We start from the raw sequence: 14332 nt of genomic DNA, 5'->3' as shown, positions 1-14332 counted from the left end.
GCGAGCAATGGAGTTCCTGCGTCCCGCCACCTGGGAGGAGGCGCTGGCCGCCAAGGCCGACGTCCCCGGCGCGGTCCCCCTCCAGGGAGGCACCGACGTCATGGTGGAGATCAACTTCGACGTGCGGCGGCCGGCCGCGCTGCTCGACCTCGGCGCGATCACGTCCCTGAGCGACTGGGAGGTCGCCGCCGACGGCCGGGTGCGGGTCGGGGCCGCCGTGCCGTACGCGAGGATCATCACCGAGCTCGGGGACCGGCTGCCGGGCCTGGCCCAGGCGTCCCGCACCGTCGGGTCGCCGCAGATCCGCAACCGAGGCTCCGTCGGCGGCAACCTCGGCGCCGCGTCACCGGCGGGGGACAGCCACCCGCCGCTGCTCGCCGGGGACGCCGTCATCGAGGCCGAGTCGGCGGCAGGCGGCGTGCGCATGATCCCCGCCGACACGTTCTACACCGGCGTCAAACGCAACGCGCTGCGGCCCGACGAGCTGATCCGTGCCTTCTGGATGAGCCCCGCCACCGGGCCGCAGTACTTCTCCAAGGTCGGCACCCGCAACGCCATGGTCATCGCCGTCTGCTCGTTCGCCGTCGCGCTGCACCCGCGCGAGCGCCGCGCCGGCACCGGCCTCGGTTCCGCGGCCCCCACGCCGCGCCGGGCCAGGGCCGCCGAGGACTTCCTCGCCGCCGAGCTCGACTGGGACGGCGCCGCGCCGCTCACCGGACCGCTGCTCGCGAGGTTCGGCGAACTGGCGGCCGAGGCGGCCTCCCCGATCGACGACGTGCGCGGCACCGCCGCCTACCGCCGCCACGCCGTGGCGGTCATGGCCAGACGGACGCTCGGCTGGGCCTGGAACGACTACCGCGAAAGGGTGGCGTCATGCGCGTGAACCTCACCGTCAACGGCCGCGCCGAGACCGCCGACGGCGTCTGGGAAGGCGAGAGCCTGCTGTACGTGCTGCGTGAACGTCTCGGCCTCCCCGGGTCCAAGAACGCCTGCGAGCAGGGGGAGTGCGGGTCCTGCACGGTGTACCTCGACGGGCTGCCGGTGTGCGCGTGCCTGGTGGCCGCCGGTCAGGCCGAGGGCCGCGAGGTGCGGACCGTCGAAGGGCTCGCCGACGGCGACCGGCTCGACCCCGTGCAGGAGGCGTTCGTCGAGTGCGGCGCCGTACAGTGCGGATTCTGCACCCCCGGCCTCGTCGTCCAGGCGCACGACCTGCTGGAACGGGTCCCCGAGCCGTCCGACCCCGAGATCAGGGAGGCGCTGGCCGGCAACCTGTGCCGCTGCACCGGCTACGAGAAGATCATGGACGCGGTGCGCCTCGCCGCCGCGCGGAAGGCGGCCCGGTGACCCCCCGCGCGACCGTCGTCGAGAACGTCGCCGTCGCCCCCGTCGCCGGACCCGAGATCACCCGCGGGTACCTCCACATCGAGGACGGCCGCGTCGCCGCGCTCGGCGAAGGGCCCGCGCCGGACGTCCCCGGCGCCGAACGCGTCGACGGCACCGGGTGCCTCGCGACCCCCGGCCTGGTCAACACCCACCACCACCTGTACCAGTGGGCCACGCAGGGGGTCGCGCAGGACGCCACCCTGTTCGAGTGGCTCACCGCGCTGTACCAGGTGTGGGCCGCCATGGACGCCGAGGTCGTCAACGGCGCCGCCACGGCCGGCCTCGGCTGGCTGGCCCTGTCGGGCTGCACCACGACCACCGACCACCACTACGTGTTCCCCTCCGGCCGCGGCGACCTGTTCGCCGCCGAGATCGACGCGGCGCGCGACATCGGGGTGCGGTTCCACCCCTGCCGCGGCTCCATGGACCGCGGGGCCTCCGACGGCGGGCTGCCGCCGGACGAGGTCGTGGAGACCCTGGAGGAGATCCTCGACGCCACGGCCGAGGCCATCGACACCTACCACGACCCCGCACCCGGTTCGATGCTGCGGGTCGCCGTCGCGCCGTGCTCGCCGTTCTCCGTCACCGGCCGCCTCATGACCGAGGCCGCCTCGCTCGCACGCGACAAAGGGGTGCGTCTGCACACCCACCTGTGCGAGACGCTGGACGAGGAGGAGCACTGCCTGGCGCAGATGGGCTGCGCGCCGGTCGACTACATGGAGAAACTCGGCTGGCTCGGGCCCGACGTGTGGGTCGCGCACGCCGTCCACCTCCGCGACCGCGACATCACCCGCTTCGCCGAGACCGGCACCGGCACCGCGCACTGCCCCTCGTCCAACGGCCGCCTCGGCGCCGGGATAGCCCGCGTCTCCGAACTGCTGCGCGCCGGCGCGATCGTCGGCCTCGGCGTCGACGGCAGCGCCTCCAGCGAGCTCACGCCGCTGTCCGGCGAGATGCGCCAGTCGCTCCTCTTCCAGCGCGCACGGTACGGCCCGACGGCCCTCACCGCACGCCAGGCGCTGGAGACGGCCACCCTCGGCGGCGCGCGCTGCCTCGGCCGCGACGACATCGGCACCCTGGAACCCGGCAAACAGGCCGACGTCGTGCTGTGGCGCGTCGACGGTTTCCGCTCCGCCGTGGACGACCCCGTCGGCGCGCTCGTCCTCGGCCCGCCACCCCCCGTCGCACGCGTCATGGTGGCAGGCCGGACCATCGTGGAGGCCGGTGAGCTGCGCACCGTCCCCCAGGACACCGCCGCCGAGGCCGGCGCCACGGCGCATCGCCGCCTCCTGGAACTGGCCGCGGGCCAAGGTCATACAGTGGCCGGAGAAGTCCACGGATGACCAAGGGGAGGGGTGCTTGAGCCAGGGACACGTGGTCGTCGCTCCGGACAAGTTCAAGGGGTCGCTCACAGCCGTCGAGGTGGCCGCACGGGTCGCGGCCGGGTTCCGCGCCGCGCGGCCGCGCACGCAGGTGGTCACCGTGCCGGTGGCCGACGGCGGGGACGGCACGGTGGACGCCGCCGTCGTCGCCGGGTTCACCCGCAGGCGGACCACGGCCACCGGCCCGCTCGGCGATCCGGTCACCGCGGCGTACGCGACACGAGGCGACCTCGCGATCGTGGAGCTGGCCGAGGCGTCCGGCCTGCGGCGGCTCCCCGGCGGTCGCCTCGCGCCACTCACCGCCGGCAGCGAAGGCACCGGCGACATGATCGCGGCGGCGCTCGCCGGTGGCGCGCGCCGGGTCGTGATCGGCCTCGGCGGCAGCGCCTGCACCGACGGCGGCGCCGGCCTGGCCCGTGCGCTCGGCGTGCGCCTGCTCGACGCACGCGGCCACGACCTGCCGCCGGGTGGCGCGGCGCTCACGGACCTGCACGCCATGGACCTGTCCGGATTCACCCTGCCTGACGGGGTGACGTTCACCCTGGCAAGCGACGTCGACAACCCGCTGCTCGGCCCGCACGGCGCCGCCGCCGTCTACGGTCCCCAGAAAGGCGCAGGCCCGGACGACGTGCGCCGCCTGGAGGAGGCCCTGATCCGCTTCGCCGACATCGCGGAACGTGAGCTCGGCGTGCGGTGCAGGGACGACCCCGGCGCCGGCGCGGCCGGCGGCACCGGCTTCGCCGCGATGGCGTTCCTGAGAGCCGCCACCGGCTCCGGCATCGCGCTGCTCCTCGACCTCCTCGGCTTCGCCGGCCACCTCCCCGGTGCCACGTTGGTCGTCACCGGCGAAGGAGCCCTCGACGAGCAGACCCTCCGCGGCAAGGCCCCCGCCGGCGTCGCCGCCATGGCCGCCGCACAAGCCGTCCCCGTCATCGCCGTCTGCGGCCGCACCACCCTGACCGCCGGCCAGCTCGGCCAGGCCGGCATCCACCGCGCGTACGCACTCACCGACATCGAGAAGGACGAGACCCGCCTCATGACCCAAGCCGGCCCCCTCCTCGAACGCCTGGCCACCGGCATCGCCACCGAGTGGCCCGCCACCGGCGCGGAGGATGACCGATGAGCCGGGTCGAGCCGGTCGTACGGTCCTGCCGTGTCGTGCGGACCGCCGGCCGGCTCGTCCACGGAGAACGGGAGGAGATCCGGTGAGCGGATTCGATCTGGTCGTGCGGTCACGCCGGGTCGTGACACCTGAGGGGGAGCGGCCGTTGGCCGTGGCGGTCCGTGGCGGCACGATCGCCGCGCTGGCGCCGTACGCGGAACCGCCGGAGGCCGCGGAGCACGTGGACCTCGGGGACACCGTGCTCCTGCCAGGTCTCGTCGACACCCACGTGCACGTCAACGAACCGGGTCGCACCGAATGGGAGGGGTTCGCCACCGCCACCCGCGCGGCCGCGGCCGGTGGGGTCACCACCATCGTCGACATGCCGCTGAACTCCCTTCCCCCCACGGTGGACGCCGCCGCGCTCGCGGTGAAACGCGAGGCCGCCGCGGGGAAGTGCGCCGTGGACGTCGGCTTCTGGGGTGGCGCCATCCCCGGGAACGCCGCCGCGTTGCGGCCCCTGCACGACGCCGGCGTGTACGGGTTCAAGTGCTTCCTGTCGCCGTCCGGTGTGGACGAGTTCCCGCCGCTCGACGACGACGGACTGCGGGCCGCGCTCACCGAGATCGCGGCGTTCGACGGCCTCATGGTGGTCCACGCCGAGGACCCCGCGCTGCTCACCGAGCCCGCCGGGCCGACCTACCCCGAGTTCCTCGGCTCCCGGCCCGGTGAGTCAGAACGCCGCGCCGTGGAACGCGTCGTCGCCGCCGCCATGGACATCGGGGCGCGCGTGCACATCCTCCACGTCTCCTCCGCCTCCTGCCTGGAACCCCTGGAGGCCGCCAGACGGGACGGCGTGCGGATCACCGCCGAGACCTGTCCCCACTACCTCACCCTCAGCGCCGACCAGGTCCGCGGCCCCGAGTTCAAGTGCTGCCCCCCGATCCGCGACACCGGCAACCGCGACGCGCTGTGGGACGGCCTCGCCGCCGGCGTACTCGACTGCGTCGTGTCCGACCACTCACCCTCCACCCCCGACCTGAAGGTCCCCGACTTCGCCGCCGCCTGGGGCGGCATCTCGTCCCTGCAACTCGGCCTGCCGGCCGTGTGGACCGAGGCCAGGGACCGCGGCCACCCCCTGACCCGCGTCGTGGACTGGATGTCCACCCGCACCGCCGCACTCGCCGGCCTCACCGCCAAAGGCGCCATCGCCGTAGGCGCAGACGCCGACCTGGTCGCCTTCGACGACACCGCCGACTTCACCGTGGACGCCGCACGCCTGCGCCACCGCAACCCGATCACCCCCTACCACGGCCGCACCCTCACCGGAGTCGTCCGCACCACATGGCTCCGCGGCCACCAGGTCACCGACACCACCGACCCCACCGGAGCGCTCCTGTGACCGCCACCCACCAGGTCACCGACCCCACCGGCGAACTCCTGTGACCGCCACCCACCAGGCAACCCGCAACGTGAGGGGCCACATGACACGTCATCTGAACGACCAGGTGGAGGACCGCACGTGAGCGACGTCGGCAGGCTGCCTGACCTCGCGTCCCGCGCCTACGGAGGGTCGGTCGTCGCCGCGAGCGACGAGTCGTTCGCCGAACGGCAGGCGCTGATCCTGCCGAGCGCTCCGGTGTTCCAGCCGCACACCTTCGGCTTCCGGGGTCAGGTGTACGACGGGTGGGAGACCCGCCGCCGACGCACCTCCGGCCACGACTGGGCCATCGTCCGCCTCGGCCTCCCCGGCATCGTGCGCGGCGTCGTCGTCGACACGGCGTGGTTCACCGGCAACCACCCCGCGACCGCCTCGGTGGAGGCCTGCGCACTCGACGGTCACCCTTCCGTCGCGGAACTCCACGCCGCCGACTGGACCGAGATCGTCCCGCGAACCCCCCTCACCGGTGACAGCACCCACGAGTTCGCCGTCGACCACCCCGTCCGCGTCACCCACCTGAGACTCAACATCCACCCCGACGGCGGCGTGGCCCGCCTCCGCGCACACGGCGAGGTCGTCCCCGACCCCCTCCGCTACGAGGGCCTCACCACCGACCTGGCCGCCTTGGAGAACGGCGGCCTCGTCATCGCCTGCTCCAACGAGTTCTACTCGTCCCCCGCCAACGTCCTGGCCCCCGGCCTCCCCCGCCACCAGGCCGAAGGCTGGGAGACCGCGCGCCGCCGCGACGAGGGAAACGACTGGCTCATCGTCCGCCTGGGCCTCCCCGGCGTCATCCACCTGGCGGAACTCGACACCACCAACCTCGTCTACAACGCTCCCGCCGCCGCGAGCCTCACCGCCGCCAACCTCCCCCAAGGCGCACCTCTCGACGACGCCACCTGGACCCCCCTACTGCAAAGAACCCCCCTCCAGCCCGACACCCGCCACCATTTCCGCCTCTCCCCGTCCACCTCCGCCACCCACGTCCGCCTCGACATCTACCCGGACGGCGGCCTCGGCCGCCTCCGCCTCCACGGCACCCCCGCGACCTGACCCCGCGCCGGTGGCCGGACTCCACCAAGGAGGTCCTGAGGCCACCGGCGCCATGCGGTCCTCAGTCGGCGCCGAAGATCTCGTCGAGCGAGGTCGCGCCGACGGCACGCTGCAGCCACGTGTCCAGCTGGTCATGGTCGCGGCACGACATGATGCGCTCCTTGACCTCGCCGGGCACCGTGATGCCACGCATGTGAATGACGGTCAGGAGCGACTCGGCTTGACCCTCGGTCCGGCCCTCGGCCAGTCCCTTGCCGAAGTGCTCGCGGGCGAACGGGCTGTAGACGGGCCAGGTGGTAGACGACATGATCTCCTCCAGGATGCGCCGTGCGGCCGGTGAGGCCAGACGGTGTGCGTATTCATAGTAATGCGGAGCGTGATCGAGGGGGACCTTCTCCAGGGCGGTCATGAACGCGGTGACGACGGCGCGGTGCCTGCCGTGGGCCATCACCGAGATGGCCGCCAGTTCAGGGTTGTCCGCGGCCTGCGCCGGGTCGGTGACCTTGGGGATGAGGGCGGGTCCGAGGACCTCGGCGCTGAGGACGTAACCCGGGAGCGTCGTGCGGATGGGTTCGGCGGCCCATGCCGCGACCTTCGGGTTGGGGCAGACCACGAGGACGGAGACGGGGCGGTCGAGCCGCAGCCAGAGGGCCGCCGCGTAGCGGGCCAGGCCGCGGCGCTTGGAGTCGTCGACGTCCTGCTGGATCTCCACGATGATGCCGTGGAGAGGGTCCCGTGACGAGCCGACGAGGATCACGGTGTCGGCCTGGCTGTCGCGGGACGGGCGGTCGTTGAAGTCGCTCGTGGTCACGTGCACGGGTGCGTCGGGTGGCACGTGGACGCCGAACCGGTCACGCAGGAGTTCTGCGGCGAGCTCGGGCCGGTTGCGGAACAGTGAGTTCAAGGTGTCATGGACGACAGATGGCATGTCACGGGAAGTTACATGACCGGTACTTTACGTGACGGTGGTTCGGGTTTTTCTTTACCTTGATCGGCCGGTGGCCGGATGAGGTCAGTGCCAGATGGTGATGCGGGTGCCGGCCGGGGCCTGGCCGAGGGGGTTCTCTCCCAGGACGACGCCGCGGCCGGCCACGCGGCGGACCTTGACCTGGAAGCCGGCGGCGCGGAGTTCGTTGCTGGCGTCGCGGACGCTTTTGAAGCGGACGTCGGGGATGGGGACGAGGTTCTGGCCGGGCTGGACGTTGGGGTCGCGTTCCCAGGGCCAGCGGAAGCCGACGTCGGGGCCCTTGCTGCAGGTGAGCTGGACCTGCTGGCCGGAGGTGATCTCGGCGCGCGCGGCGGGGTTCTGCGCGATCACGGTGCCGGGTTGCGCGTCGTCGACCTGCTCGACGACGGCGGGGTTGAGGCCGCGCTGGCGGAGGAACTCGGCGGCCTGGTCGCACTGCATCTCGCTCACGTCCGGCATGAGCTGGCCGGCGCTGAGGATGAGCTGGACCTTGCCGCCTTCTTTGATCTTGGTGCCGACCTGGGGGCTGGTGCGCAGGACCTGGCCCCGCTGCACGGTGTCGCTCGGGACCTTGCTGACCGAGCCGGCGGTGAGGCCCGCTTCGGAGATCTTGGCGCGCGCCTCTGCCTCGGAGAGGCCGACGACGTTGGGTACGGCGATCTTGACGGGGCCGGAGGACGGGATGAGCGTGATGGCGGAACCGCTCACCACTTCGCGGCCCGCGCCGGGATCGGTGCGCAGCACCTTGCCCTCGCCGAGCTTGCTGTCGTGCTCGGCGGGCCCGACCTTGACCTCGAAGCCGCGTTTGCCGGCCTCGGCCTTGGCCACGGCGAGGTTCATGCCGACCAGGTCGGGGACCTTGTCGTAGCGGCCCTCGGAGAACCACCAGCCGGTGCCGGCGACGGCGCCGATCATCACGATCCCGAGCGCGATGAGGAACCAGTTGACGTGGCGGCGGCGCGAGGCCTCGTGGCCGGGCCGCGCCGGGGGTGAGGTCAGCAGGTCGGCGGCGGAGTGGATCAGCGTCGGGTTGGCCGGCGGCGGCATCGGGCTCGCGGTGACCCCCGAAGAATCCCCGGGGCCGGCCGGCACGGCGGTGTGCCGGGCCGTGGGGGAGGGCCCCGAGGGCAGCGCGCGGTGCGCGTCCACGGCGGCGACCAGCATGGCCGTGGCGTCCGGCGGACGCCTGGCGGGGTCGCGGTCGGTGGCGGCGAGCACCAGGGTGTCGAGCGGCGGCGGCGTGCCGGGGACGACGGCCGACGGGGCCGGCACCCGGTCGTGCACATGGCGGTACGCCACCGACATCGGGTTCTCACCCTCGTACGGCTGCCGTCCGGTGAGCAACTCGTACAGCATCACGCCTGCCGCGTAGACGTCGCTGCGCGCGTCGGTCTGACCGGCGAGGACCTGCTCGGGGGACATGTACGCGATGGTGCCGATCATGACACCGGTGCGGGTCTGATGGGAGCCGCCCTCGATGGCGCGGGCCAGCCCGAAGTCCACGACCTTGACCCGGCCGTCGTCGGTGATGAGGACGTTCTCCGGCTTGACGTCGCGGTGCACCATGCCGGCCTGGTGGGCCGCGCCGAGCGCCGCCAGCACCGGGATCATGATCTCCAGCGCCTCGCGCGCCGGCAGCCGCGTGCGGCGGCGCAGCACGTCGCGCAGCGTGCTGCCGGGGACGTACTCCATCGACAGGTACACATGGTCGCCGTCGGTGCCCTGGTCGAAGACGTGGACCACGTTGGGGTGGGAAAGGCTCGCCACGGACTTGGCCTCGCCGATGAACCGCCGCACGAAGTCGGGGTCCTCGGCCAGCGACCGGTGCATGACCTTGAGAGCGACCGTGCGGTCGAGCCGGACGTCCAGCGCGAGATAGACCGCAGCCATGCCACCCCGGGCGACCCGGGACTCGACGCGGTAGCGTCCGTCCAGCACTCGCCCTACGAGGGGGTCCGCAACCGTCGTGTCCACAGGAGCGAGTTTACGGGCGGTTTGCCAGGCGCAGAGCGGGCTCATCCCAAACCGATGCCGACATGTTTCCCCGTCCCAGCTCAGCGATCCCTTGCCGCCGGCCTGATCGCCGGCGAGGACGCCTCAGCGTACCGGCGCCGCGGGATCCTGCCCGCGAGGCGCGCCATGCGTCCGGCGACGACGGCGTCGCGCATGGCGGACGCCATCAGCCCAGGCCGCCGCGCACGGGTGACGGCGGTGGCGAGCAGCACCGCGTCGCAGCCGAGCTCCATCGCCAGAGCCGCGTCGCTCGCGGTGCCGATGCCGGCGTCCAGGATCACCGGCACGCCGGCCGACTCGACGATGAGCTCGATGTTGTGCGGGTTGCGGATGCCGAGGCCGGAGCCGATGGGGGAGCCGAGCGGCATGACGGCCGCGCAGCCGGCCTGCTCCAGCCGCCTGGCGAGCGCGGGGTCGTCCCCGATGTACGGCAGCACGGTGAAGCCGTCGGCGACGAGCCGCTCCGCCGCGTCGAAGGTCTCGATGGGGTCCGGCAGCAGCGTGCGCTCGTCGTTGATCACCTCCAGCTTCACCCAGGAGGTGCCGAGCGCCTCACGGGCCAGCCGGGCCGTGAGCACCGCCTCGCCGGCGGTGAAGCATCCGGCGGTGTTGGGCAGCACCTTGATGCCCCTGCGGCGCAGCACGTCGAGCACCGACCCCTGGGCCTCGGGGTCGAGACGGCGCATGGCCACTGTGGTGATCTCGGTGCCTGAGGCGACGAGCGCGTCGTCGAGCACTTCGAGGGACGGCGCGCCGCCGGTGCCCATGATGAGGCGGGACCGGAACTTCTCCCCGCCGAGCTCCAGGGTGTCGTCCTCGGCCGTGCTCACGAGGTCGCTGCTCACGAGGTCGGTGCTCACGATGTCCGTGTGCCGGAGGTGGTCCTCGGCGAGGTGGTCGCCGTGACCCAGACGGTCGGTGTGGTCTGCGTGGTCGCTGTGGTCCATGAGGTCAGGCTGCTCCTGGTGCTGAGAGTTCGATGCGTCGGCCGGGGTACGCGGGGTCGCCGGGTCAGCCACCTTGCACCGCCGTCAGCACCTCGACCCTGTCGTCGGCGCCGAGCGTGGTCGTCTCCCAGTCGCCGCGCCGTACCACCTCGTCGTTCAGTGCGACCGCCACGCCGCTCGGGGCGGCGGTCAGCTCGCGCACGGCCTGGCCGACTGTGGTGCCGTCGGGAAGGTCGTGGGTCCTGCCGTTGATCGTCACCTTCATGTGCCTTGTGCGGGAGTCCCGTCCATGCGGACCGGACAAGCCCTCCTCCTTGCCGTCTGTCAGTCGTCGCCGTGCGCGGGCCGGCCGGTGAACCGCGCGGGGGAGCAGATCCGGCCCACCGGGGGGTCGTCGCCGGGATGGCCGCCGGTCAGTTCCGCGGCCACGTGGTCGGCGGTCAGCGGGGCCAGCAGGACACCGCCGCGGTGGTGCCCCGTGGCGAACAGCAGGCCCGGCAGCGACGCGCGGCCGATCACCGGGATGTTGTCCGGGGTGCCGGGACGAAGGCCCGCCACGGTGCCTGTCACCTCGAGCTCGGTGACACCGGGCACGAGTTCACGCGCGTCGCGCAGCAGCTCGTACAGCCCTCCCGCCGTCACCCGCGTGTCGAACCCCATCTCCTCCTGAGAGGCGCCGAGCACGACCTCGCCGTCCCGGCGGGGCACGAGGTAGGCGGACGAGCCGTGCACCACGCCGCGCACGCAGTGGCCGAGGAATCCCGGCGCGCCGCGCAGCCGCATGATCTGGCCCTTGACCGGCCGCACCGGCGGCAGCACCCCGGCCGGCAGCCCGTCCAGCGTGCCGGCCCAGGCGCCGTTGGCGAGCACGACCTGGCCCGCGGCGATCGTGCCACCGCCGGCGAGTCGCACCCCTGTCGCGGCGTCACCGTCGACGACCACAGCGCTCACCTGCTCGCGGACCAGTCTCACCCCGCGCCGGCCGGCGGCGGCCAGCAGGGCCTCCGCGACGCGGCGCGGGTCCACCCAGGCGTCGTCGGCGGCGAGCACGCCGCCGCGTACACCGGGGGCGAGCATCGGTTCGAGCCTGCGGCACTCACGGCCGGTCAGCCGCTCGGCCGGCAGCGACAGTTTGGCCATGAAGTCCGCGAGCTCGCCGAGCGCCGCGAGGTCGTCGGCGCCGAACGCCACGGCGAGCGTGCCGTCGGCGCGGTGGTCGACGTCCACGCCTGAGTCCTCGGTCAGCTCGGCGGCGAAGGCGGGCCAGCGGGCCAGGGACGCGAGGCCGAGCCGCAGCAGTGGTTCCTCGGTGTAGGTCACCTCGCTCACCGGCGCGAGCATGCCGGCCGCCGCGTGGGTGGCGCCGGACGCGGGGGAGGGGTCGGCGACGGTGACGGACAGGCCGAGCGCGGCGGCGCGCCAGGCGATGGACAGCCCGATGACGCCGCCTCCGACGACGCAGACGTCGGCCGGGCGGGTGAGGGGGGAGGCCGTGGCGGGATCGCCATGCGGCAGGTTCACGTGGATCTCCGCTCCCTTCGCCGGCATGATCCGGATCAGGTCTGTGGCGGTCGAGGGCCGGCAGCCCTCCTCTCAGCCCGGTCTCGCCGGACTCCCGCGCGTACTTGCGACACTAGCCTATTCCTGCCCTCGTACGGCATGCGCACCCGCTTGGGTAGTTTCATTACCGCGCGTACCGGATAGTGAGCCAATTCGTTACCAAATCGCCGTTGGCAAGTTACCGGCCCGGCCGCTTAGGGTCAGGTTGTGAATCATGTCGCGGTAGTAGGCGCCGGGCTGGCCGGTGTGCGGAGTGTCGAGGCGCTACGGGCCCGAGGATTCAAAGGGCGCATCACTTTGATTGGGGAAGAGACCCATCGTCCTTACGACAGGCCTCCCCTTTCCAAGGCGGTGCTACAAGGAGATCTGGACTCCACGGTGGTCGATTCCGACTTCGGCGCGCTCGACGTCGATCTGCGGCTCGGAGTCGCGGCCAAAGGGCTGCGCGAGGGCACGCTGGAGACGACCGAGGGCGAGCTGGAGTTCGACGGCCTGATCATCGCGACCGGTGCGGCGCCGGTGCGACTGCGTGGCGAGGGCCCCCAGCACGTGCTGCGCACCATCGACGACGCGCTCGCACTCCGGGAGCTGATGACGGACGGCGCCAGGGTCGTGATCGCCGGCGCCGGATGGATCGGCGCCGAGGTCGCCACGGCGGCACGAAAGGCCGGCGCGCACGTCGTGGTCGTCGAGGCGGCGCGCACGCCGCTGGCCGGCGCGCTCGGCTGCGAGGTCGGCGCGTTCACCACCTCCTGGTACGCCGACGCCGGCATCGATCTGCGGCTCGGCACCATGGTCGGCTCGGTGGACCCCGGCGGGCTGACCATGATGGACGGCTCATGGATCCCGGCCGACGTGGTGGTGACCGGCATCGGCGTGCGGCCGAGCGTCGCGTGGCTCGCCGGGTCGGGGATCGAGCTGGACAACGGCATCGTGGTCGACGAGCACCTGCGCACGTCCATGCCGGGGGTGGTCGCCGTCGGCGACTGCGCGAGCTGGTGGTCGCGCCGGTTCGGCCGCCGCCTGCGGGTCGAGCACTGGGACACCGCGCTGCACGCGCCGGAGACCGCCGTGGCCACCATGCTCGGCGGCACCGCCGTGTACGACCCGGTGCCCTACTTCTGGTCCGAGCAGTTCGACCACATGCTGCAGTACGCAGGAAACCACGACGGCGCGCGGCTGGTGATGCGCGGCGATCCGGCGGCCGGCGCGAAGTGGGCGGCGTGCTGGTTGACCGGCGACGACCGGCTCACGGCGATCCTCACGGTGGACCTGCCGCGCGACCTGGTGCAGGGCCGCCGTCTCATCGAGGGGGGTCAAAGACTCGATGTGGATCGTGTGCGGGACCCCGCGACACCCTTGCGTGACTGCACATGACCCGTCTGGGGTGTTTGCGGAGTCCCGGGACGTGGTAATTGTGGGTTCGTGACGCTCTCTGTTGCACAGATCGACCGGGAAACCGACCAGTTAGTAGGCGAATGGCTCCCTCTCACCGAGGTGGGCAAGCGGCTCGGGCTCAGCGCCGGCCGTGCGAAGCAGCTTCTGAAGGACAAGAAGCTCATCGGAGTCCGGCGCGGCGGCCCTGAACCCGAGGTCCCCGCTGTGTTCCTCCACCGCGGTGACGTGGTGAAAGGCCTCCCCGGCACCCTGACCGTCCTGTCGGACGCGGGGTACGACGACGTGGAGGCCCTGCGGTGGCTCTTCACGTCCGACGAGTCCCTGCCCGGGGCGCCGATCGACGCGATCGTCGCGGGCAGGCACACCGAGGTGAAAAGGCGTGCCCAAGCGCTCGCTTTCTGACGCCAGGCTCTACCTCTGCACCGACGGCCGCCGCGCGCGCGGCGACCTGGAGCCCTTCCTGGACGCCGTGCTCGGCGCGGGTGTGGACATCGTGCAGCTTCGCGAGAAAGGCCTGGAGGCCACCGAGGAGCTCGCGCTGCTGGAGGTGTTCCGCGCCGCCTGCGACCGGCACGGCGCGCTGCTCGCGGTGAACGACCGGGCCGACGTCGCGTACGCGGCCGGCCCGGACGTGCTCCATCTCGGCCAGGACGATCTCCCGGTCCCGGTGGCACGCGAGATCGTCGGCCAGGACATGCTCATCGGCCGCTCCACGCACGCGGCCGGTGAGGTGTCCGCGGCGGCGCGGGAGGACGGGGTGGACTATTTCTGCTGCGGCCCGGTCTGGCCCACGCCGACCAAGCCCGGCAGGCCCGCTCCCGGCCTCGGACTGCTCGACCACGCCGCTTCGCTCGGCACCGATCGTCCGTGGTTCGCCATCGGCGGCATCGACCTCGGCAATCTCGGCGAGGTCATGTCCCGTGGCGCCACCCGCGTGGTGGTGGTCCGCGCCATCACCGAGGCCGACGACCCGGCCGCCGCCGCAAAGGAGTTCGCCCGCCGCCTGCGCGAGGGGTGAACGTCGGCGCGGACTCCGGCCGTGCCGTCCGCGGCGCGGCCGCTGTCCTCATGCGCCGACACGCGGGG

General features: G+C 72.8%; 14 protein-coding genes and 1 riboswitch. Of the genes, 9 read left to right on the top strand and 5 right to left on the bottom strand.

Annotated features, from left to right (window positions below; translation table 11 throughout):
• Positions 1-7 precede the first annotated feature (7 nt).
• The 6 genes from BJ992_RS20075 to alc all read left to right on the top strand — a co-directional run bounded on the left by BJ992_RS20075 (position 8) and on the right by alc (position 6361).
• A complete protein-coding gene (locus BJ992_RS20075) occupies positions 8-883 on the top strand; it encodes an FAD binding domain-containing protein (protein ID WP_184983245.1) in 876 nt (291 codons plus the stop codon).
• Complete coding sequence (locus BJ992_RS20070; RefSeq protein WP_184983243.1) at positions 874-1344, top strand: (2Fe-2S)-binding protein; 471 nt, start codon at positions 874-876, stop codon at positions 1342-1344. The genes BJ992_RS20075 and BJ992_RS20070 overlap by 10 nt, the downstream gene beginning before the upstream one ends.
• The gene (locus tag BJ992_RS20065; protein WP_184983241.1) at positions 1341-2726 is read left to right on the top strand and encodes an 8-oxoguanine deaminase; all 1386 of its coding nucleotides are present in this window, start codon (positions 1341-1343) and stop codon (positions 2724-2726) included. The genes BJ992_RS20070 and BJ992_RS20065 overlap by 4 nt, the downstream gene beginning before the upstream one ends.
• Before the next feature lie 16 nt (positions 2727-2742).
• A complete protein-coding gene (locus BJ992_RS20060; RefSeq protein ID WP_221474902.1) occupies positions 2743-3888 on the top strand; it encodes a glycerate kinase in 1146 nt (381 codons plus the stop codon).
• 82 nt (positions 3889-3970) lie between these two features.
• Positions 3971-5269 (top strand): allantoinase AllB, encoded by a 1299-nt coding sequence (gene allB, locus BJ992_RS20055; RefSeq protein WP_343072769.1) that lies wholly within the window; start codon positions 3971-3973, stop codon positions 5267-5269.
• A 120-nt stretch (positions 5270-5389) separates the two neighbouring features.
• Positions 5390-6361 carry an allantoicase gene (gene alc / locus BJ992_RS20050; RefSeq protein WP_184983237.1) on the top strand — a complete coding sequence of 324 codons (972 nt, stop codon included), beginning with the start codon at positions 5390-5392 and terminating at the stop codon, positions 6359-6361.
• Between the two features lie 61 nt (positions 6362-6422).
• Here alc and BJ992_RS20045 read toward each other — a convergent pair whose 3' ends face one another.
• From BJ992_RS20045 to thiO, 5 genes are all read right to left on the bottom strand, one after another.
• On the bottom strand, positions 6423-7289 hold the full coding sequence (locus BJ992_RS20045) for a hypothetical protein (RefSeq protein ID WP_221474901.1): 867 nt from the start codon (positions 7287-7289) through the stop codon (positions 6423-6425).
• A gap of 84 nt (positions 7290-7373) precedes the next feature.
• A complete protein-coding gene (pknB, locus tag BJ992_RS20040; protein WP_184983235.1) occupies positions 7374-9302 on the bottom strand; it encodes a Stk1 family PASTA domain-containing Ser/Thr kinase in 1929 nt (642 codons plus the stop codon).
• An 80-nt stretch (positions 9303-9382) separates the two neighbouring features.
• Positions 9383-10288, bottom strand: coding sequence for a thiazole synthase (locus tag BJ992_RS20035; protein WP_184983233.1), 906 nt, complete (start codon positions 10286-10288; stop codon positions 9383-9385).
• A 64-nt stretch (positions 10289-10352) separates the two neighbouring features.
• Positions 10353-10553: a sulfur carrier protein ThiS gene (gene thiS / locus BJ992_RS20030; RefSeq protein ID WP_184988564.1), complete on the bottom strand. Its 201-nt coding sequence runs from the start codon at positions 10551-10553 to the stop codon at positions 10353-10355.
• A gap of 59 nt (positions 10554-10612) precedes the next feature.
• A complete protein-coding gene (thiO, locus tag BJ992_RS20025) occupies positions 10613-11809 on the bottom strand; it encodes a glycine oxidase ThiO (RefSeq protein WP_425503680.1) in 1197 nt (398 codons plus the stop codon).
• A riboswitch (TPP riboswitch) is annotated at positions 11805-11917 on the bottom strand. It overlaps the preceding gene by 5 nt.
• A 138-nt stretch (positions 11918-12055) precedes the next feature.
• Here thiO and BJ992_RS20020 point away from each other — a divergent pair.
• Genes BJ992_RS20020 through thiE form a run of 3 tightly spaced genes read left to right on the top strand, consistent with a single transcriptional unit; the run spans position 12056 to position 14264 of the window.
• Positions 12056-13225: an FAD-dependent oxidoreductase gene (locus tag BJ992_RS20020; protein ID WP_184983229.1), complete on the top strand. Its 1170-nt coding sequence runs from the start codon at positions 12056-12058 to the stop codon at positions 13223-13225.
• 48 nt (positions 13226-13273) lie between these two features.
• Entirely contained in the window at positions 13274-13648 is a 375-nt protein-coding gene (locus tag BJ992_RS20015; RefSeq protein WP_184983227.1) for an Rv2175c family DNA-binding protein, read from the top strand.
• Positions 13626-14264 (top strand): thiamine phosphate synthase, encoded by a 639-nt coding sequence (gene thiE, locus BJ992_RS20010; protein WP_184983225.1) that lies wholly within the window; start codon positions 13626-13628, stop codon positions 14262-14264. Before BJ992_RS20015 ends, thiE begins: the two co-directional genes overlap by 23 nt.
• Positions 14265-14332: the final 68 nt, after the last annotated feature.

The sequence above is a fragment of the Sphaerisporangium rubeum genome (assembly GCF_014207705.1).
Classification (GTDB): domain Bacteria; phylum Actinomycetota; class Actinomycetes; order Streptosporangiales; family Streptosporangiaceae; genus Sphaerisporangium; species Sphaerisporangium rubeum.
The sequence above is the reverse complement of the archived record's forward strand: the minus strand, read 5'-3'. Positions and strand labels throughout refer to the sequence as shown.

What these genes read in the sequence shown, in the direction of transcription:
- BJ992_RS20075 (WP_184983245.1), top strand. Translation starts at nt 8, where the DNA reads ATGGAGTTCCTGCGTCCCGCCACCTGGGAGGAGGCGCTGGCCGCCAAG.
- BJ992_RS20070 (WP_184983243.1), top strand. Translation starts at nt 874, where the DNA reads ATGCGCGTGAACCTCACCGTCAACGGCCGCGCCGAGACCGCCGACGGC.
- BJ992_RS20045 (WP_221474901.1), bottom strand. Translation starts at nt 7,289, where the DNA reads ATGCCATCTGTCGTCCATGACACCTTGAACTCACTGTTCCGCAACCGG.
- BJ992_RS20035 (WP_184983233.1), bottom strand. Translation starts at nt 10,288, where the DNA reads ATGGACCACAGCGACCACGCAGACCACACCGACCGTCTGGGTCACGGC.
- thiS (WP_184988564.1), bottom strand. Translation starts at nt 10,553, where the DNA reads ATGAAGGTGACGATCAACGGCAGGACCCACGACCTTCCCGACGGCACC.